Origin of the sequence: Mesorhizobium qingshengii, from assembly GCF_900103325.1 — a bacterium.
Classification (GTDB): Bacteria; Pseudomonadota; Alphaproteobacteria; order Rhizobiales; family Rhizobiaceae; genus Mesorhizobium; species Mesorhizobium qingshengii.
Map to the genome: position 1 here is coordinate 1 of NZ_FMXM01000042.1, position 19601 is coordinate 19601.

At 59.8% G+C, this 19601-nt stretch carries 23 protein-coding genes and 1 pseudogene; 18 read left to right on the plus strand and 6 right to left on the minus strand.

Annotated elements, in window-relative coordinates:
• Together BLS48_RS32855 and BLS48_RS35875 are read left to right on the plus strand one after the other, a co-directional pair.
• A partial coding sequence (locus BLS48_RS32855) for an ISAzo13-like element transposase-related protein (RefSeq protein WP_425284758.1) occupies positions 1-328 on the plus strand: 328 nt, incomplete at its 5' end.
• Positions 329-427: 99 nt separating this feature from the next.
• Positions 428-592, plus strand: a complete 165-nt coding sequence (locus BLS48_RS35875; protein ID WP_167365341.1) for a hypothetical protein — start codon at positions 428-430, stop codon at positions 590-592.
• Here the strand turns inward: BLS48_RS35875 and BLS48_RS32860 are convergent.
• Entirely contained in the window at positions 589-933 is a 345-nt protein-coding gene (locus BLS48_RS32860) for a hypothetical protein (RefSeq protein WP_038654469.1), read from the minus strand. The two genes, BLS48_RS35875 and BLS48_RS32860, sit on opposite strands and share 4 nt — an antisense overlap.
• A gap of 128 nt (positions 934-1061) precedes the next feature.
• Between BLS48_RS32860 and BLS48_RS32865 the strand changes: the two genes are divergently transcribed.
• Both BLS48_RS32865 and BLS48_RS32870 read left to right on the plus strand, forming a co-directional pair.
• Positions 1062-2651 carry an RcgA family putative transporter gene (locus tag BLS48_RS32865; RefSeq protein ID WP_038654472.1) on the plus strand — a complete coding sequence of 530 codons (1590 nt, stop codon included), beginning with the start codon at positions 1062-1064 and terminating at the stop codon, positions 2649-2651.
• 12 nt (positions 2652-2663) lie between these two features.
• Complete coding sequence (locus tag BLS48_RS32870) at positions 2664-3689, plus strand: RcgR family putative quorum lactone hydrolase (RefSeq protein ID WP_038654475.1); 1026 nt, start codon at positions 2664-2666, stop codon at positions 3687-3689.
• Positions 3690-4118: 429 nt separating this feature from the next.
• On the opposite strand, the gene BLS48_RS32875 is transcribed toward BLS48_RS32870, so the two are convergent.
• A complete protein-coding gene (locus BLS48_RS32875; RefSeq protein ID WP_240565445.1) occupies positions 4119-4625 on the minus strand; it encodes a helix-turn-helix domain-containing protein in 507 nt (168 codons plus the stop codon).
• Positions 4626-4742: 117 nt separating this feature from the next.
• Between BLS48_RS32875 and BLS48_RS32880 the strand changes: the two genes are divergently transcribed.
• From BLS48_RS32880 to BLS48_RS32935, 12 genes are all read left to right on the plus strand, one after another.
• Entirely contained in the window at positions 4743-5345 is a 603-nt protein-coding gene (locus BLS48_RS32880; protein ID WP_038654463.1) for a hypothetical protein, read from the plus strand.
• 110 nt (positions 5346-5455) lie between these two features.
• Entirely contained in the window at positions 5456-5860 is a 405-nt protein-coding gene (locus tag BLS48_RS32885; RefSeq protein ID WP_240565446.1) for a hypothetical protein, read from the plus strand.
• Between the two features lie 780 nt (positions 5861-6640).
• Positions 6641-7606, plus strand: a complete 966-nt coding sequence (locus BLS48_RS32890; RefSeq protein WP_038654619.1) for an NUDIX hydrolase — start codon at positions 6641-6643, stop codon at positions 7604-7606.
• Positions 7607-7668: 62 nt separating this feature from the next.
• Complete coding sequence (nadA, locus tag BLS48_RS32895; RefSeq protein ID WP_091586468.1) at positions 7669-8643, plus strand: quinolinate synthase NadA; 975 nt, start codon at positions 7669-7671, stop codon at positions 8641-8643.
• On the plus strand, positions 8640-10175 hold the full coding sequence (locus BLS48_RS32900) for an L-aspartate oxidase (protein ID WP_091586470.1): 1536 nt from the start codon (positions 8640-8642) through the stop codon (positions 10173-10175). The genes nadA and BLS48_RS32900 overlap by 4 nt, the downstream gene beginning before the upstream one ends.
• Positions 10175-11029 carry a carboxylating nicotinate-nucleotide diphosphorylase gene (gene nadC / locus BLS48_RS32905; protein ID WP_038654793.1) on the plus strand — a complete coding sequence of 285 codons (855 nt, stop codon included), beginning with the start codon at positions 10175-10177 and terminating at the stop codon, positions 11027-11029. The genes BLS48_RS32900 and nadC overlap by 1 nt, the downstream gene beginning before the upstream one ends.
• Positions 11030-11187: 158 nt before the next feature.
• Positions 11188-12129, plus strand: a complete 942-nt coding sequence (gene bioB, locus BLS48_RS32910; protein ID WP_091586472.1) for a biotin synthase BioB — start codon at positions 11188-11190, stop codon at positions 12127-12129.
• Positions 12126-13265 carry an 8-amino-7-oxononanoate synthase gene (locus BLS48_RS32915; RefSeq protein ID WP_038654628.1) on the plus strand — a complete coding sequence of 380 codons (1140 nt, stop codon included), beginning with the start codon at positions 12126-12128 and terminating at the stop codon, positions 13263-13265. The genes bioB and BLS48_RS32915 overlap by 4 nt, the downstream gene beginning before the upstream one ends.
• Complete coding sequence (gene bioD / locus BLS48_RS32920; RefSeq protein WP_091586474.1) at positions 13262-13897, plus strand: dethiobiotin synthase; 636 nt, start codon at positions 13262-13264, stop codon at positions 13895-13897. The genes BLS48_RS32915 and bioD overlap by 4 nt, the downstream gene beginning before the upstream one ends.
• Positions 13897-15162, plus strand: a complete 1266-nt coding sequence (locus BLS48_RS32925; RefSeq protein ID WP_091586476.1) for an adenosylmethionine--8-amino-7-oxononanoate transaminase — start codon at positions 13897-13899, stop codon at positions 15160-15162. The genes bioD and BLS48_RS32925 overlap by 1 nt, the downstream gene beginning before the upstream one ends.
• On the plus strand, positions 15159-16142 hold the full coding sequence (locus BLS48_RS32930) for a beta-ketoacyl-ACP synthase III (protein ID WP_091586478.1): 984 nt from the start codon (positions 15159-15161) through the stop codon (positions 16140-16142). The genes BLS48_RS32925 and BLS48_RS32930 overlap by 4 nt, the downstream gene beginning before the upstream one ends.
• Before the next feature lie 125 nt (positions 16143-16267).
• On the plus strand, positions 16268-17251 hold the full coding sequence (locus BLS48_RS32935; RefSeq protein ID WP_091586480.1) for an IS1595 family transposase: 984 nt from the start codon (positions 16268-16270) through the stop codon (positions 17249-17251).
• 33 nt (positions 17252-17284) lie between these two features.
• On the opposite strand, the gene BLS48_RS32940 is transcribed toward BLS48_RS32935, so the two are convergent.
• Genes BLS48_RS32940 through BLS48_RS35880 form a run of 3 tightly spaced genes read right to left on the minus strand, consistent with a single transcriptional unit; the run spans position 17285 to position 18314 of the window.
• A complete protein-coding gene (locus BLS48_RS32940; RefSeq protein ID WP_091586482.1) occupies positions 17285-17806 on the minus strand; it encodes an ImmA/IrrE family metallo-endopeptidase in 522 nt (173 codons plus the stop codon).
• Positions 17793-18107 carry a hypothetical protein gene (locus BLS48_RS32945; RefSeq protein WP_143019578.1) on the minus strand — a complete coding sequence of 105 codons (315 nt, stop codon included), beginning with the start codon at positions 18105-18107 and terminating at the stop codon, positions 17793-17795. Before BLS48_RS32945 ends, BLS48_RS32940 begins: the two co-directional genes overlap by 14 nt.
• 36 nt (positions 18108-18143) lie before the next feature.
• Positions 18144-18314, minus strand: coding sequence for a hypothetical protein (locus BLS48_RS35880; protein WP_167365342.1), 171 nt, complete (start codon positions 18312-18314; stop codon positions 18144-18146).
• Here BLS48_RS35880 and BLS48_RS32950 point away from each other — a divergent pair.
• Positions 18313-19074, plus strand: a complete 762-nt coding sequence (locus BLS48_RS32950) for a hypothetical protein (protein WP_091586486.1) — start codon at positions 18313-18315, stop codon at positions 19072-19074. The genes BLS48_RS35880 and BLS48_RS32950 overlap by 2 nt on opposite strands.
• A gap of 83 nt (positions 19075-19157) precedes the next feature.
• A pseudogene (locus BLS48_RS32955) lies at positions 19158-19289 on the plus strand (aspartate 1-decarboxylase); the annotation flags it as partial.
• A gap of 72 nt (positions 19290-19361) precedes the next feature.
• On the opposite strand, the gene BLS48_RS32960 reads toward BLS48_RS32955, so the two are convergent.
• Positions 19362-19601, minus strand: a 240-nt coding sequence (locus BLS48_RS32960) for an ATP-binding protein (RefSeq protein ID WP_167365101.1), incomplete at its 5' end; no start/stop codon positions are given.

A 19601-nucleotide genomic window follows, 5' to 3' on the forward strand; every position in this document is an offset into this window, starting at 1 on the left:
GGCCGACGAGTTGGGGTTGACCATCGCTGTCCTCCATCTCCCGCCCGGCACCAGCAAATGGAACAAGATCGAACACCGCCTCTTCTCGTTCATCTCGAGAAACTGGCGTGGACGACCGCTCACCGATTATCGCACCATCGTCGAACTCATCGGCGCCACAACCTCGACGGCGGGACTGACCGTTCGTTGCGAACTTGATGAAAACCGCTATCCCGCCGGGATCAAAGTCTCCGACGAGGACATGGCCAGCTTGAACATCATTCGCAACGAATTCCACGGTGAATGGAACTATACAATCAAGCCGCAATCCCAAAAATTAGCGCGATAAATTATCGACACGTCCTAAGATGAAACGCACAGGTCTGTGGGGCACGACGTTTCAGCATCCTGTGCAGCTGCTGCTAAACAAGCGGTCGGAGAGACAACAATGAAGCACGACGATGAGACGCACAAATATTACTATCCCGTGGAAGGACGCACCGACGGCGCCATCGGCGATGCTATCGCATTCATCGCGATCATCTTGGTGCCGGCGGGCATCTACGTGGCCTGGAATACCGTGGCCTCATGGATTTCGGCACTCTTCTCCTAGGACTGCAGTTTCGTGAAGGAACCGAGCAACGCGCGCAAATCGTCGTCATCAATCTCGCACCAGCCGTTCCCCAACAACCGCCGGAAATAAGCTGCCTTCATTTTCATCTCAACGACATCGGCCACCGGCGCAGCGGCCGCGCGCCGACGCGCAATAGCCTCTTCCGCCATGACCGAATCCAATCGCCGGCCGATCTGGGTCGCGTCCGGCCCTTCGGCCCCCATCCATCGCCTGCCGAGACGTTCAACCATGGCGACTGCTTGACGATGCGCCGCGAGCAGATTCGCGACCTCATCAGCCTCTTCCATCACTCCGTTGTTACAGACCACTTGAATGGGCATCGACCGGCTCCACGCGCATCTCGTCATTCGATCATCTCCCGCACCGGGATAAAAACGTTGATTGAGGACGAACGCACGATAGGATACGAAGCCTAGCGAAACGAGACGAAACTAGAGCCTATAAGTTGTTGTTTAAGAACGGAAAGTTATTTCTCCCTCCGCCGAGAGACGGGAGTGATTTCAAAGAATTGTTCAAGCGACTGGCGGCGGCGGGTGCGGGTCGGCTGTTGGGCAAAGACGGGTTTCCTGCAGGCCCATGGACACCCGAGCTCCTTGCAGAGGCGATTTCACAGTTTGATTCCAATCGGGTCGGGGTCGATCAGCGAACGGTGCAGCTTTGGTTTCAAGAGAACGAGAAGGGAATTAGCACTGCCAACATTCGTTGGCTGGCGAGGATTTTTGGATGCGATGATCCGGTCGCAACTAGCGAATGGCAGATGGAGCTTAGTGCGGCGCAATCGCGGTTATCGGCCAAGAGACGAGAATGGAAGAGAGCCGGGAGCAGCGTTGCACAGGAGATTCCAGATACGGCATTGACCGCGAACTTCGATGACGAGACAGATTCACCGGCAGAGCTAATACGGGAGACTGACGCCAGAGGGCCGAGGCGCCGTTTCAGTTTGGCGAGGAAATCGGAGGCGTTTTTTAGTCGCGGATCTCCCCTGAATTTACCGGCGTCGGTGTTTGCGGGTGTCACCGCTCTTGGGTTTTTGTCGTATCTTACGGGGATTCACAGCGTGACATATGGCAGGGCGGATGGCGTCGTCAAGCAGGTTGGGTTTCTTTGGACGGCGAATTGGACATTCGTCTTCATGTTATTTTTGCCACTGTTTTTTGCCTTCGTGACCGAGCTGGTGACCTTTTGGAGAGATGAAGGCCGCCCAAAGCTTGTAGCGCAGGGCGACAAGATGGAAAGCGACGATGTCTGGGCGCGCAGCGTAGAAGCATCTTCGTATTCATATTGGGCGGTATTGTTGATTTGTGTGGTATTCGCCGGTCTTTTTCAGTGGATCGGCGTGTCACTAATCCCGTTGCTCAAAGGTGGTGGCAACTATGCGACGGATTGGGGCTCATTAGCGATTGTGCGCCCTGAGGTTATATCGGTACCGGAAGCGGTCGTATTCACGGGGCTCGCCTACCTATACATGTGCATCTGTTTTTATCTGTTCTTCGCAGGCCTCATTTTGCTTCATACGGTGATCCATGATCTTTGGAGAATTGGAGAAGCAGCGAGTAATCCGCCGGAGGTGGATTATCAACACCAGCTCCATGAAACCAGCCTCAGGGTTATGCGGGCGATTTTTCGGTGTACTGTTTTGGGACTTCTGATCGCCATAGTCATGAAGCTCCAGAGTGCTTACCTGACATCGCGCGGAGAGAACATTGTGGCTTGGTTGGTCGACGATATGTCGTCCGCCTTCTATGGGAGAAATGATGTGAGCGCCGGGATTAGCTACCGTAGGCCGACCCATTACAGTAGCCTTCTTGTCGCTATTTCGACCTGTGTTGTATTTCTGTACGGCTTCATCCGCTTAGGTGTCGAACGTCGGTTTTTTATGCTTTTGTGGAGGATGTCAGCGATCGTAGCGTTACTCGGGGCTGGCTACTTGCTGATCGATGCATTTGTTGGCTTTTCGATCCTTCTGGGCGTTGGAGTGCTGTTCGCAATATACGGCCTGTTTGATCCAGGGCTGGGCGAGGGCAAGCGAGTAGGTTAGGAAACAATCAGAGTGTATCATAGATGGCTTGATCATTGGGATGAGCGGCGGGCGCGACGCGGTGAGGAAGGAAAGAAACCAACGGGTTTCGCCCTTGACGCAGAACGCGCCTTTCCATGTGCGAACAAAATAACAAGTATCGAGGAATTCTGTGCCCTCGCGGACCAAGCCGTGGCTGATCCAGCCTTTTTCGATGACCGGAATGTGAGTGATCAGGGGTTTGAAAGGCTAGCTGGCTGGCTGCAATTTCCATCGGACATTTCTACTGATGTCGAACAGAACAATGTCGTCTCAGCGAAAATCACAGAAAGCGGGTCGTTCGATCAGGCGATGGTGATTTTTCACCATTGGAATGCAAGCGCCCGGAATCGTCAGATTGCCCACTTTTTCTCGCGGCGTGGCATCACCGTTGTCGAGATTGCTATGCCTTATCACTTGGAACGTAGCCGTCCCAGCTCCGTGCACGCCGACTATATGCTTAGCCCTAATCTCGGTCGAACGATCCAATCGGTAAGGCAGGCAGTGTTGGATGGGCGAAAACTCATACGTTGGTTGAAGATCGAAGGCTATCGAGAGATTTCGGTTCTCGGTATGAGCTTAGGCTCCTGGGTTGCGGGTCTGGTCGCGGCGCACGACTCGGCTGTGTCAAAAGCCTCGTTGTTTCTGACGGCGGGGAGTCTAGCGGATATGGTTTGGACGGGTCGCGCGACACGATTGATACGTGATAGCCTTGAGCCTGAGATTGAGCTGACCGATCTCAGAAGGGCCTGGGGTCCACTTAACTTGGAGAACTACGCCTATAGTTTGGCACGGCCTGATCTCGATCTTCATGTTGTGTTGGCTAAGAGAGACAAAGTGGTTTTGCCAAAGCTATCGGAGAGGTTCATGCAGGCTCTGAAGGACGCCGGAGCTAGGCCAAATATTTTGAAATTGAACTGTGGCCACTATTCGCTCGCAATGCCGCCTTACATTTTATTGGCCGGTTTGAGCTTGAAGCGGTTTCTGTCGCGTGCTGACAAGTCGGCCCAGCGAGCATGAGTTTGGCTTTGGCCGGTCAGTTAATTAGCAAATTCTCTGGTAGGCATCACGACACGAAATTGATGAATGTGGGGTCGCCCCCTACCTGAGCCGACCCTTGGAAGTGGCTGACAAAGGCGCAGGCATGAGACCCCTGTTCGTTACAGCCGCCGGCAATCACACCGGACTAGGTTTGACGGCTTGTTCTCATATGGTTTCGACCCTCATTTGAAAGCTGTTCATCAGCAGCATTCCCGGCGCCGGCACAGTCGTCCATCTCAAAGTCCCCTTATCATCCCCGCCGCTGCAACAGGCTGGCAGCCGACGACGACAGGATTTGCCCGACAGCCGCGGCGGGGGGCGCTAGTCTAGTCAGCCGCCGGGCCTGACCGGCAGGGCATAGGAGCGGTCGCCGGCTGGGGCGACACCTTTAGGAACACTCGCGGGCGGCTAGGTGTCGGCCCTGCCAGGCGGGATCTTTTCGGAAAACAGGAAGGTCGCTGGATCAAGTTTCAACGCCTTGGCGATCGCCGCAATCGTGTCCACGCTGATATTGCCGCTAGCGCGTTCCAGTTTGGTGAATGTCGCCTCCGCCACACCGATGAGCTCGGCCATCTCATAGCGGTGCAAAGTACGTCGTTGTCGTTCAAAATCGATGATGTGCGCCAGCCGCTTGCGGATCGCATTGTCGTCCAACCGATGCGCCCATTCCGGAACTTTCTTGCCGCCGGCGAGCAGTCCTGCAAAAGACACCTGCAAGCCGTTTGCCATGATCTGCAGCGTCGTCAATGTGACATTATTTTTCTGACGCACAGTCTGAATGTAGGTTCGATAGGCCAGTTTTTCGCCCCCGGCGGTCCGAAACAGTTCGGCCATGTGCATATGGGATAGGCCGCGCCTGGCTCTCTCCCGCTCAAGCGTCAGTGCAATGTTGGCGCGCAACGGGTTGTTGACCACGCCTCCGTCGTCTCGTTTCATAAATCGGTGTAGTCGCACAAACCTGCCTTTTCGACCTGTCCTTTTTCGCGCGGATCATCCATAGTAAACTGTCAAATCTGCAGCGAGGAAAAGGCTATGACCATACTCAAATTCCTACTAGGGGTTGCCGTCGCCATCGCGGGCGCCGCAGCTCTTCCATCCCAATCGAAAGCGTCGGAATGGGGCTGTCAGGTCCTCCTATGCCTTTCCGGCGACTGGCAAGCCACCCCCTCGTGCCATCCGCCAATTTACAAGTTGATTGCGGCGATGGAAGCCCCGGGTTTCAATTGGCCGACCTGTCCGCAAGCCAACTCCAGCGCGGCGAGATTTGAGAAGTATGAGGATTGTCCGTCTGGCTGGCAAGCAGTTGGGAGCTCCGAGTCCGATCGGCCGGGCTTAGGTCAAGAACGGAACATCTGCCGCATCGCGGCCGACAGGCTCTCCTTGCCCGTTGCTTTCAAAAACAACGCCCTCGGCGGGCATCATGGAGACGGATCACGTTCGGTCCTAATCGAAATCGACGGTAAGGTGGTTGCGGCAACAATCCGGACCGCGGGAAACGATCGAGGGCATTCCCTTGGTAATGGCCCCACCTACTACACCATCTCTCGGCCGATGCGCGGAAAGCCCTGGTTCATCGAGTACGACGACGCGAACGGCAAACGCCAGAAAAGCTGGTTCAATCTCAACATGCCCTAAGCCAGGCGATCAAGCAGAACGAGGCACTATCAGGTCAAAATTCTGGGAGGTTTGTGGTGTTTAGGGTACTTCTCCTGTCCACTGTGATTTTGAACACAGGGGCTGTGTTGATGGCGGCTGGTCAGAGCGACAAGCCGCGATCAAGCGTGGACAATCCTATGTGGCCCGCTTCGCTGAAATGGGAGTGCAAGACTGCTGCCAAAATCGTGTGTGAGCGTGATGGCAGTTGCTCGGTGGCTGACGACCACACTGGATTTGTGCTGAACTACGGCAGCAACGAAGCTGAGTTCCCGACCAGCAATGTCAGGATCAAACGCCACTATCAACAGACCGTGCAGGCAAGCCCTTTGCAGCAGGAAGTTAAAGTCGAACTGGCCGACAATCGGGTTCTGTGGCTGACGGCCGTGGATGCCAGCCGCACGTATTCGCAAGCGTGGGTCGGCGCACTGAGCGAGTTGAAGGGTGGCGCGGTGCTGATGGTATCCGAGGGAGTCTATTGCATGCCGCACAAGTGAGTGCGCCGAGAGGGGAGGCGAGCGAAGGCCGATATGGTCTGGGCTGGGACGCCGCGGTTCCGAAGAAGTCAGCGCCCAACGCCAAGGTTTAATCAGACGCCGAGATTGTGTTAGTTGACATCCTGCTGGCGAATCCGAGGCTTAGAGTAATCCATAATGTTGCAGAACTGATCGGTTGTCTCTCAATTACCATAGACAAGACTTTTAATAAGCGCGATAAATACATAGGATAATCAAGAAATATTGAACGCTTACTATTGAAAGTCGCATAATCTATCTTATGGAACTTCAATTTTGGCAATGAAAACAACGGCATGATGTGGATGCCGGTATTTCCCGTGTGCATACCAACGATCGTCCATGGAGCATTTCGCGCTGTGTCTAAGTGCATTCCAGTCTGCGGTGCACCCCATACCGTGTATGTCATCATGGCGAGCATGATACGATGTGATCGGCATACATGGAAAACCTTTCCAACACTGCCGCCCACCTAGACGAGCTTGGCATTGTGCCGTCAGACAGAACGAGCCGCGTTCCACCCTTTGCGAACGGATATCCGGCGGCGTCGTCGCCTTTGCTACTATCAACGGCAATCAACAAGGGATCGTGCCCTCACGTTACCCACCGGGGGCGTCGCGTTGACGCCAGCTTCTGCGAGTGCAAAACGCTAGAACCGCCTGCTTGCGTGATGTTGACGCACCGACAATTATCGTGGAAAACCAAAATAAATCGGTTCAGCTGCTTTCTGCAGCGGAATTTAGCCCAGCCAGATCAGGGATCATGGACGATCAGGGAAAGCCAACAAGGCAACGCAGATCTGGAGGAAAGACGGGCAACAACGTCAATGCGGACCTGATCGCCGTCGTCGTCGCCATGAACAACAGCGTTCCCTGCGTTCTCACCATCCCGCAGGCAAACGCCCTGCCATCAGGTCCGTTCGAACTCGCTCACCGTTCACTGCAGTCCGGGCTCAGGGGATGGGTCGAACAACAGACCGGCCACCCCCTCGGCTATATCGAGCAGCTCTACACTTTCGCCGATCGCGACAGGATCGGCGCCGAAGAGCGCGTCATCTCGATCAGCTATCTCGCGCTCACCCAGGCCGAAGATGCGTGCGCGGCGGCCAGGCGCTCGTGGGCAAGCTGGTACGACTATTTTCCATGGGAAGATCATCGCTCCGGCGCGCCGACGGCAGTGTTGGAAGACCTGCGGCCACGCCTGAGGGAATGGGCGGACAGCGCTGACCACACATCCGTACGGCTCGACCGCCGGCGACGCGCGTCTGTCGCCTTCGGCTTCGACGACCGGTCGTGGAACGAAGAGTTCACGCTGCAGCGCTACGAACTTCTCTACGAGGCAAGGCTGGTGGAGGAAGCGGTACGCGGCGGACCCTCAGCCGCGCCAACCGCGGTTCCAGGTAAATCCATGATCGCCGATCATCGCCGTATCCTGGCCACGGCGATTGCGCGACTGCGCTCCAAAATCAAATACCGGCCGGTGGTGTTCGAACTGATGCCGCAGCTTTTCACGCTCTTGCAGTTGCAGCAAACCGTTGAAGCGCTCTCGGGCAGGCTCATCAACAAACCGAACTTTCGCCGGCTCATCGAGCAGCAGGAGCTGGTAGAAAAGACCGGGGAAACGACCACTGAGACCGGCGGCCGGCCGGCGCAGCTCTACCGCTTCCGCCATGACGTTCTCGATGAAAGGCCGGTGGCCGGGACAAAATTGCCGCTCATACGGGCTTGACATTCCTTATAGTCATAAAGGATATATGTCTTATATTCCTATAGACTATAACCGGAGGCTCGATGAGCGCCATCCTGCCTTCAGGTGCGTCCCTGTACGACCGCGTTCGCAGCGTGGTCCCGCCCGTCGAGTGGCCAGCCTTCGCCGGCGATATCGAAGCTATCCTTGAACTGAAGCGGCGGAGAAACGCCGTCATCCTGGCGCACAACTATCAAACGCCCGAGATTTTCCACTGTGTCGCCGACATCGTCGGCGACAGTTTGGCGCTTGCCCGCAAGGCGATGGCGGTCGACGCTGATGTCATCGTGCTGGCCGGCGTCCACTTCATGGCCGAGACGGCGAAGCTGCTCAATCCGCAAAAGACGGTGCTCATTCCTGACCTGCAAGCAGGCTGTTCGCTGGCTGACTCGATCACCGCCGAGGACATTCGGCTGCTGCGGCAACGCTATCCGGGCGTGCCGGTCGTCACCTACGTCAACACTTCGGCCGAAGTGAAAGCCGAGTCCGACATTTGCTGTACCTCCGGCAATGCCAAGGCCGTCGTCGAGTCCCTCGGCGTTCCCCGGGTGATCATGCTGCCCGACGAGTATCTGGCCCAGAACATCGCCGCCCAGACCGAGGTGGAGATCATCGCCTGGAAAGGGCATTGCGAGGTGCATGAGCGTTTTACGCCCGCCGACATCCGCCAATTGCGCGAGGGCCATCCAGGGGTGACGGTGCTGGCGCATCCCGAGTGCCCGCCGGAGGTCGTCGCGGAAGCTGACTTCTCCGGTTCGACTGCCGCCATGTCGGATTATGTCGGAAGGCAAAAGCCGCCCCGCGTCGTGCTGATGACCGAATGCTCGATGAGCGACAACGTCGCGGTCGAGCATCCCGAGGTCGAGTTCATCCGGCCCTGCAATCTGTGCCCGCACATGAAGCGCATAACGCTAACCAACATCCGCGCGGCTCTCGAGCACAACCGCCATGTGGTGACCATCGCACCCGAAATCGCCGGTCGCGCGCGGCTGGCCGTCGAGCGGATGCTGGCCGTATGAGCATGGACGTCCACCATCTCGCCGGCCGGCCGGTGATCATCGGCGGCGGCATAGCCGGATTGATGACCGCGCTGCACCTGGCGCCCGAGCCGGTGCTTCTCCTGGCGAGGACGCCATTGGCTGCTGACGCCTCCAGCACGTGGGCACAGGGCGGGCTCGCCGCAAGCCTCGGCGACGACGACGATCCGGCATTGCACCTGGCCGACACGCTCGCCGCAGGCGATGGGCTCTGCGACAGGGAGATGGCGAGACGCATCCTTAATGCGGCGCCGGGCGCGATCGAAACGTTGGAGGGCTTCGGGGTCCGCTTCGACCGCACGCCGGAAGGAACGGTGCGTCTCGGACTGGAGGCCGCCCACAGCCGGCGCCGCATCGTTCATGCCGACGGCGACGGCAGCGGGCGCGAGATCATGCGTGCCCTGGTCGCGGCCGTCCGCTCGACACCGACAATAGAGGTCGTCGAGGGGTTCGAAGCGCGCCGGCTGGCCGTGGAGGACGGGAAAATCGCCGGTGTTCTGGCGAGCGGTTCGGCGGGCCCGGTGTTCTTCAGCACGGGGCGGACCGTCCTCGCCACCGGCGGGATCGGCGGGCTGTTTCTCGACAGCACCAATCCGCTGGGCAGTTGCGGACAGGGCCTGGCGCTCGCGGCCCGCGCGGGGGCTGTGCTTGCCGACATGGAATTCATCCAGTTCCACCCCACCGCGCTCGACGGATCGAACCGTCCCATGACGCTGATCAGCGAGGCGGTTCGCGGCGAAGGCGCTGTGATCGTCGATGAGACCGGCCGACGTTTCCTCGACGGCTTGCGGGGCGCGGAACTCGCCCCACGCGACATCGTCGCGCGCGCCGTCTGGAAGCGCCTTGCCGATGGCCATCGCGTCTTTCTCGATGTGCGGGAAAAACCCGGCCCGGCATTCGCGCGACAGTTTCCGACGATCGCATCGGCCTGCTCCAAGGCCGGCATCGATCCGGCGCGCGACCTCCTTCCCATCCGGCCGGCGCAGCACTACCACATGGGTGGCGTCGCCGTGGATCTGGCCGGGCGTACGTCGGTACCAGGACTTTGGGCTTGCGGCGAAGTCGCCTCGACCGGGCTGCACGGCGCCAACCGGCTTGCCAGCAACTCGCTGACCGAAGCTGTCGTCTGCGCCCGCTGGGTCGCCGAGAATGTGGCCGGTTCGCCCGACAGCGGCGGAAAGCCAGCCATGGAACCTCACCTGCCCGCGCCGGACCCGAGGCCTGTACGGCCTCACCTGTCGCGTGCCCTCGGAGTCACGCGGGATGGCGAAGGGTTGAAAGACGCCGCGCGGGCCTTGTTACCGCTGGCTCGGCAGCACGATGCAGCATCCGATCCCGCGGCTGTCGGGCTGATGATCGCGATTGCCGCCTTGCGGCGCCGTGAAAGCCGTGGGGCTCATTTCCGGACGGACTTTCCGCATCATGCGACTGTTGCCCAGCGCTCCGAAATCACGCTCGAAGCCGCCCTTGTGGCGGCGCGGGAACTCGAACCCCAGCTGGAAGATGTCCCATGATGAACCTCTTACCGCTTCCCGCAATCATGCTCGAGCCTCTGGTACGGGCAACTCTCCTGGAAGACCTTGGCAGGGCCGGTGACTTAACCACGGACGCCATCGTGGCGAAGGAACGCCACGCGACGACCATGCTTGCGGCGCGCCAGCAAGGCATCGTCGCCGGTCTCGACCTGGCGATGCTTGCCTTCAGATTGATCGATCCGAATGTCGAGATGACGGTGGAGCGAGCGGACGGCGGCGAAGTCGCCCCGGGAGAGACCATTGCGTCGGTGAGCGGGCCGGCCCGGGCCATTCTCACCGCGGAACGGACGGCGCTCAATTTTCTCTGTCATCTGAGCGGCATCGCCACCGCGACGGCATCGGTCGTCGCGGCGGTCCGCGACCACGGCGCAAGGATCGTCTGCACACGCAAGACGACGCCTGGATTGCGAGCGGTCGAGAAATACGCCGTGCGTGCCGGTGGCGGATCCAATCACCGTTTCGGCCTCGACGACGCCATCCTGATCAAGGACAACCACATCGCCATCGCTGGCGGAATTCGCACGGCCATCGAACGAGCCCGAATGAGCGTCGGTCATCTCGTCAAGATCGAAGTCGAGGTCGATTCGCTTGCCCAACTGGAAGAGGCCCTGGCGCTTGCCCCGGACGCTGTGCTGCTCGACAACATGTCGGTCGACGAGTTGCATCAGGCGGTAGCATTGGTTGCCGGCCGGGTGATCACCGAGGCGTCTGGCAGGATTATCGCTGCGACGGCGCCCGCCATCGCCGCGACCGGCGTCGATCTGATTTCGGTCGGCTGGTTGACTCACAGTGCCCCTGTCCTCGATATCGGCCTCGATTACCGTGAGCTTTGATCGTAAGACCCTGACCATCTCGCCCACCCAGCTTCTTTCGACCGTGTCCGCCATTCGAAAGGCACCGCGTGTCGCACAACGCAAGGAACAGGATGGAAATGCACGCAGCAATTTCGGAAAAGACCGCGCCTGAAATTCAATCCCTCGGCGACCGCCGGATGTGGAGCCTTGAAGAGGCCCAGTCTCTCCACGACGCGCCCTTCAACGACCTGCTGTTCCAAGCGCAGACCGTGCACCGCCAGAATTTCGATCCCAACAAGGTCCAGCTCAGCCGGCTTCTCAGCATCAAGACAGGCGGATGTCCGGAGGATTGCGGCTATTGCAGCCAGTCGGCGCATCACGAAAGCGGGCTGAAGGCGTCCAAGCTGATGGAAGTCAGGCGCGTCATCGCCGAGGCGACCAAGGCGCGTGACGCGGGCGCCACGCGCTATTGCATGGGCGCCGCCTGGCGCAATCCCAAGGCGCGCGACATGGATGCGGTGGTGGCGATGGTCGAAGGCGTCAAGGCGCTGGGCATGGAAACCTGCATGACGCTCGGCATGCTCGACCTCGGCCAGGCGCAGCAGCTGAAAGAGGCTGGCCTCGACTATTACAACCACAACATCGATACCTCCGAACGCTACTACTCAGAGGTCATCTCGACCCGGACGTTTGCCGACCGGCTGGATACGCTGGCCAATGTCCGCGACAGCGGCATCAAGGTCTGCTGCGGCGGCATTGTCGGTATGGGCGAAGAACCGGTGGACCGGATCGACATGCTGGTGACGCTGGCCAATCTGCCGGAACATCCGGAAAGCGTTCCAATCAACATGCTGATCCCGATCGACGGCACCCCGCTCGCCGACGCCAAGCCGATCGAGCCGATCGAATTCGTGCGCGTGATCGCGCTGGCGCGCATCATGATGCCGAAATCGCATGTCCGGCTTTCGGCCGGCCGCACCGCCATGACCGACGAGATGCAGGCCCTGTGCTTCTTTGCCGGCGCCAACTCGATCTTCGTCGGCGACACGCTGCTGACGGCGAACAATCCCGGCGAGGACAAGGATAGCCTTCTGTTCCGCCGCCTCGGCATCGAGCCGATGGAACTCGAGGCGCAATGAACGGGGCACCGCTTGCCCGCTATGACGCGACCTTGCAGGGACTGGCGCGCAAGGACAGGTTGCGGACACTGTCGCCGCGCACCGGGCTCGACTTCTCGTCGAACGACTATCTCGGGCTTGCCGCTTCAAGAAGGCTAGGCGATGCGGTGGCAGTGGCGATTGCGCAGGGCACGCCGGTCGGCGCCACCGGATCGCGGCTGTTGCGCGGCAACGCGCCGGAGCATGAGGCCCTGGAGGCGGATGCTGCCGCGTTCTTCGGAGCCGATCGTGCGCTGTTCTTCGGCAGCGGCTATATCGCCAACTTCGCTCTGCTGACCGCCCTGCCGCAGAAGGGCGACCTTTTGGTCCTCGACGAGCTCGCCCATGCCAGCATGCATGAGGGGGCCCGTGCTGGCCGCGCTGAGTTCAAGCTCGCCGCGCACAACGACGTCGATGCTTTCGAAAATGCGATCACGCGCTGGCGCGCCGAAGGCGGTATGGGGCGCGTCTGGATCGTGATTGAAAGCCTCTACAGCATGGATGGCGACCGCGCGCCGATGGAGAGCCTGGTCGCGCTTGCCGATCGGCACGAGGCATTCATCATCGTCGACGAGGCGCATGCCACCGGCGTCTGGGGACCCGACGGCCGCGGCCTTGCCGCCGCATTCGAGGGCCGCGACAACATCGTCGCGCTCCACACATGCGGCAAGGCGCTTGGGGCGTCCGGCGCGCTGGTCACCGGGCCGGGACTGCTGTGCGACTATCTCGTCAACCGCTGCCGCCCATTCATCTATTCCACCGCGCCGTCGCCGCTGATGGCCGTGGCAGCGCGCGAGGCCATTGCCATGCTGTCCGATGAGCCTCAACGTCGTGTCCAGTTGCAGGAGCGCGTTGCCTTCGCGGGCCGCCAATTGGCCGAGCGCTGCGGCGTGGCACCCAGCGGCTCGCAGATCCAGCCCTTTGTCATCGGCGACGTCGGGCGCACCATGGCAGTGGCGGCGGCGCTGCAGGCGCGCGGTTTCGACATACGCGGCATTCGTCCGCCGACCGTGCCCGAGGGAACGTCGCGCCTGCGCATTTCGCTGACGCTCAACGTCGACGAGGCCGACATTTCGGCCATGCTGGACGCGCTTGTCGAGGTGTTGGCCACGGCATGACCAAGCGCATCGTCGTCACCGGAACAGACACCGGAATTGGCAAGACAGTATTTTCGGCCGGACTCGCCGGCCTGCTCGACGGCTTCTACTGGAAGCCGGTGCAATCAGGCCTCGACGAGGAGACGGACAGCGAGGTCGTTGCCCGACTTTCAGGCTTACCCGCCGGGCGCGTGCTGCCCGAAGTGTATCGCCTGAAGGAGCCGCTGTCGCCGCATCGTTCAGCCGAACTCGACGGCGTCGCAATAGACGTCGCAGAGCTCTCGCTTCCGGATTTGCCAGGTCCGATCGTCATCGAAGGTGCCGGGGGACTGATGGTGCCGCTCAACCGGCGCACCAAATTCATCGACATATTCGCCCAGTGGCGGGTGCCGGTCATCCTGTGTGCCCGTACCAGGCTCGGCACGATCAACCACACCCTCTTGTCAATCGAGGCGCTCAAGGCCCGCTCCATCCCGCTCATCGGCATTGCCTTCATCGGCGATGAAGTGGCCGATACGCAGAGAACAATCGTGGAATTCAGCGGCGTACGCCAGCTTGGCAGACTGCCGCTCATCGATCCGCTGACGAGCGGGACGCTGAGGGACGCGATGGCTGCCGGCTTCGACCTCACAGCGATAGCAGGAGGCGAGTGATGTCGCAGTCCAGTGTGTGGCATCCGTTCACCCAGCACGCGCTTGAGCCCGCGATCCCTGAAATCGTCCGGACGGAAGGCGCCTATCTCCACAAGGCCGACGGCACGCGCATCCTGGATGCCATTTCCTCCTGGTGGGTCGTCACCCACGGCCACCGCCATCCCCGCATCGTCAAGGCCATCGAGACGACCGCGGCGAGCCTCGACCAGATCATCTTCGCCGGCTTCACGCACGAGCCGGCCGAGCGCCTGGCCAAGGCGCTTGTCGGCCTCGCTCCGCCCGGCCTCGACTGGGTGTTCTATTCCGACAGCGGCTCGACCTCCGTCGAGGTCGCGCTGAAAATGGCGCTCGGCTATTTCCGCAACATCGGCGCGCCGCGCTCGCGCATCGTCGTCATGGAGCACAGTTATCATGGCGACACGATCGGCACGATGAGCGTCGGCGCCCGCGGTGTGTTCAATGCCGCCTACGAGCCGTTGCTGTTCGAGGTCGACACCATCCCCTTCCCGGCCGCCGGGCGCGAGCAGGAGGCGCTGGACCGGTTCGAGGCCGTCTCCCGCGACCGGCGCGCCGCCGCGCTGATCGTCGAGCCGCTGGTGCTCGGCGCGGGCGGCATGCTGATGTATCCGGCCTGGGTTCTCACCGAGTTGAAGAAGATCGCCGAGGCCTCCGGCACGCTGCTGATCGCCGACGAGGTGATGACCGGCTGGGGTCGCACCGGAACCATGTTCGCCTGCGAGCAGGCAGCGATCTCTCCGGACATCCTGTGCACCTCGAAGGGCCTGACCGGCGGCGTTGTCCCGCTGGCCGCCACGCTCGCCACCAATGCCATCTTCCAGGCCCATTATTCGACGGACCGCAAGAAGACCTTCTTCCACTCGAGTTCCTACACCGCCAATCCGATGGCCTGCGCGGCGGCACTCGCCAATGTCGAGATCTGGCATGACGAACCGGTGGCCGATCGGGTCGCGGCCCTGAGCGCGAGACAAGCCGCCGGGATTCGGCGCTTTGGCGACAATCCGTTCTTCGCCGACATCCGGACAACCGGCACGATCGCGGCCCTCGACCTGCGCACAGGCTCAGCCGGCTATCTGGCCGAGATCGGGCCGAAGCTGCGCGCATTCTTCCTCGAGCGCGGGCTGCTGGTGCGCCCGCTTGGCAATGTCCTCTATCTCATGCCGCCCTATTGCATCACCGGCGACGAACTCGACGGGCTCTATGGCGCCATCGAGGAGGCCGGCGAACGCTTCGGCGCGAAGCCGTGAACAGGTCGTCGCGCATCCTTGGGTTCGGCCATCATGCACCCGCGCGCAAGGTCGAGAACCCGGAAATCGAAAACAGCCTCGGGCTCGAACCCGGCTGGATCGAGCGGCGCACCGGGATACGGTCGCGCTTCTGGGCAACCGACGAAGACACGCTGTCGGGCATGGCCGTGCAAGCCGGCGACATGGCGCTGGCGAATGCCGGCATCGACCGTGGCGACATCGGTCTTTTGCTGCTTGCCACCTCGACACCCGATCACCTCTTGCCGCCGAGCGCGCCGCTGGTCGCGCATCGGCTCGGGCTTGGCCGCGCGGGCGCGATCGATCTGACCGGCGCCTGCGCCGGCTTCATCTATGCGCTGATGTTTGCCGACGGGTTCACCCGCCTGCACGGCAAACCAGCGTTGGTCATTGCCGCCAACATCCTCAGCCGCCGCATCAATCCGGCCGAGCGCGCCAGCGCCGTGCTGTTTGCCGACGCCGCTGGCGCCCTGGTGATTGGTCCGTGCGAGGACCCGGATTGGGGCATTCTCGGCGCGTCGGTGGATTCGGATGGCTCGCGCTATGGTCTGATCCAGATTCCCGCCGGCGGAAGCAACATCCCGTTCCAAGACGGCCTCGACCCCGACCAAACCCGAATGACGATGACCGACGGACGCGAAGTGTTCGCCAAGGCTGTCGAGATGATGACCGATTGCTCGATGAGCGCGCTCGCCGCTGCCGGCGTGAGACCACAGGATGTCGGCCGGTTCGTGCCGCATCAGGCCAATGCGCGTATTTTCGATGCGGTCGGGAAAAACCTCGGCATAGCGGATGAAGCCATCGTCAAGACGATTGCCGACTACGGCAACTCTTCCGCCGCGACGATCCCACTGTCGCTGTCGCTGGCTCATCAGGCGGAGCCGTTTCGGCAGGGCGAGAAAATCCTGCTCGCGGCGGCGGGTGCAGGCCTGAGCGGCGGCGCTCTCGTCGTCGGGATTTAGCCGAATAACTGGCTGCTCAGAGGGCGGCAGGACCAGTCATTCAATGATGGATAGGATAACAGACCTAATTATATACTTGACGTACCAGACACGATTTGCGATAACGAATGCAAGGAGTTACCGCAATGTTCGATCTGACCGCCGAGATTTACCACGACGCCGACAAGGCCCGCGAGCATTTGGAGGCTATCCATTGGCCTCATGGTCCGTTCTGCCCTCATTGCGGCAATGCAAACCCAGAGCGCATTACCAAGCTTGCCGGCAAGTCCACGCGCCCCGGCGTCTACAAGTGCAACGAATGCCGCGCGCCGTTCTCTGTCACGGTCGGCACCGTCTTTGAGCGTTCCAAGATCGGCCTGCACAAGTGGGTGCTGGCCTCGCATCTCTACGCCTCGTCAAAGAAAGGCATGAGCGCCCACCAGCTGCACCGTATGCTTGGCGTCACCTACAAGACCGCTTGGTTTATGGCTCACCGTATCCGTGAGGCAATGAAGGAAGACGTTACCTCGTCCGGCCCACTTGGCGGCGAAGGCAAGACGGTCGAAGCTGACGAAACCTATATCGGCAAGCGTGAGACGCCCCGCGTTTCAGCACAGCGCAAGGGCCGTCCATATACCAAGAAAGGCAAGTCTGGCGGCGCTCAGAAGCGCATTGTCGTTGGTCTGGGCGAGCGCGGTGGCAAAGCCCGCATGTTTCATTTGAACGACGCTACGGCCTCTACCGTCCGCGATGTGCTGGTCCGCAACGTGTCCCGCGATACGACGCTCTATACCGACTCGTCGCGCCTCTACACCCGCACTGGCGAGGAATACGCTTCGCACAAGACTACCAATCATGCCGCTGGCGAATACGTCCGCTACGAAGGCGCTGAGACGATCCATTCGAACACTATCGAAGGCGTCTTCTCAGTCTTCAAGCGCGGCATGGTCGGCGTCTACCAGCATTGCGGCGAGGCTCATTTGCACCGCTACTTGGCCGAGTTCGATTTCCGTTATAATCGCCGCACCGCGCTGAAAGTTTCAGATGCAGAACGCGCCGAAGACTTGCTTCGCATGGCCCGCGACAAGCGCCTTACCTATCGGCGGATTGGTGAAGCCGATCACGCTTAAGCAGAAAGCGAGGAAGCTGGCATTGAAGCGACGTCAGAAGAGCAAAGGGTGAGGCTCATATGGCACGCCCATGCGAATGTGCATGGCATGCTCGGAGACTTCAAATCTCTTCGCCAGAACGCTTGGGTCGTTGATGCCTTCGCGATGCTGAATCGCATGGATAGCCTCTAAAGGCATCAATACCGTCGCCGCGAAGCGATTTGCTTCGGTCTCCTGTTTGGGACCGATCACGGCATTCTTGTAGCGTCCGGTATCGGCGCTTCTGTATGCCCTATCGTCTCCAATACCGGAGCCAATGAGGTTGGCATGGTTGATGTAGTGCCCCAACTCATGCGCGATTGTGAAGCGCTGGCGTGTGCGAGGATGCTTACGATTGATAAAGATCTGAAAGCCGCCGCGCGGGTGCGGCTCGATCATCCCGGAAATGTTATCGGCTAGATCGGCATAAGTGACGGGGACGCCAAGCGCAAACGATAGCCCTTCCACGTCCACCGGCACATTGTTGCGGAAGTGGTTCACAAGCGTAAGCTTTTGCGACGGGCTAATTTTGTCCATTTGGGTCGTCTTGGGCTTGGGCGATTTCGTCAGCTTCCTCGGGTGTGGCGGCGTTTTTGACCAATTCCATATATGCGGCGATCATTCCCGGCAGTTCAGCCTGAAGGTACGTATTCGCCTGCCTTTCCGCCACCTCTTTTGCGATCTTCTCTGCTTCATCCTTGGCCGTACGAGTAGCAACGCGGCGGACATCAAAGAAAGCATAGATGCCGACTAAGGCAACTAAAATCGTAAGTGTTGCGAGCATCACCGAGACGATGCCCATCAACCCAAACTGGTTGACCAACTCTAGAATCGACACGCCGTTTGTATGCTCCCCCATACAACGGATATATCGTTATTCGCGGTCTTTGTCCGTGGTTTTCTGCGAACCTAATGTGCGCTGGGTGCGTTCGCGTTTGCTTGGTGTAAGGGTGCTGTCCGAATGAGGCTTCGGCGGCGTCTTCAACAGGCGGCGCAATACCTCGTCGCCCTTTTCCTGGTCTTTGTCTTTTGGAGCTTCCGGCATGATCAAGCCTTCGTCATTCTCGCGTTTTGAAAGCTCATACCTGAAGGTCGAACGATCTAAAATTCATGCGGAGCAGTTTAAATCTTCCATCGCGGAATTCTTCGCCACGAATCCATATCGAGCTGTCATTGACCCCAATTCCACCAATGCATCGAAGCAGCTCATTATAGAGCAAATCGAGCCAACGCCCAAAACATTGCCGCTTATCATTGGCGATGTCATCCACAATTTGAGGAGCGCGTTGGACCATCTCGCGTCCGACCTTGTGCTGTTTAAGAAAGCCAGCCTCGACAGCGTCTATTTCCCCACCGGCGTAGATAAGGACGGTTATCACAATGCGCTCACCAAGCCGATCAGAAAGGCTGGTCTCGATGCGATTAAGCGCCTCGCCAAGGTCGAAGCGTACTACGGAGGCAACGGGGCTATAATCCGCGCCTTGCATGACTTGGATGTCGCGGACAAACATCGCGCCATCGTCCCTACGCTCAACCGAGCCCTCGTAACCAACATTCGAGCCGTTGGTGGGGGCTATGATCTTTTCTTCGCCGGCATCACCCTTCCGGTCGTGAACGGTAGGGCCAGTCTCCTCAAAGATTACGTCGGCGTCGATATCCAGTTCGATGAAGCCAAGCCCTTGGATGTATCGTTTGGCGAACCCCCCTTGATCGCTAGCGAGTCGATTGGCGAGACCTTGGAAAAAATGACCAAGGCGGTCGTCGCGATCATCGACTCCTTCGCCAACGATCCCACGTACAGCTAGTGATCCTTCAGTGCCGGCCTGTCCCGGCTTTTCTAGCGAATTGGTCATTGGTACGTCAAGTATATAATTAGGATAACAGACCCATGCGAAAACTAGTCGCCGGCAAGCTGCACGGCATCTACGTCACCGAGGCAAACCTCAACTACCACGGTTCGATAACGCTCGACCCTGACCACTGCGAAGAAGCAGGGATCCTGCCGATGGAATTCGTGGAGTGTTGATTTCCGCCGAGAACTGACCCGGGATTTTCGCCGAGAAGTGACCCGCCTTCATGTATGGTTTGGGTCTCAGGCTTTGGTCAAGGTGGGTGCTTTCTCCTTCTTTGTGGCAGGGGTCTGGGCCGAGCTGTTCTTGAAGCGGAAGCTGTCGTTTCCAGTCTCCAGGATATGGCAATGATGGGTGAGGCGATCGAGCAGCGCCGTCGTCATCTTGGCATCGCCGAAGACGGTAGCCCATTCGCTGAAGCTTAGATTGGTGGTGATGACGACGCTGGTGCGCTCGTAGAGCGTGCTCAGCAGATGGAACAG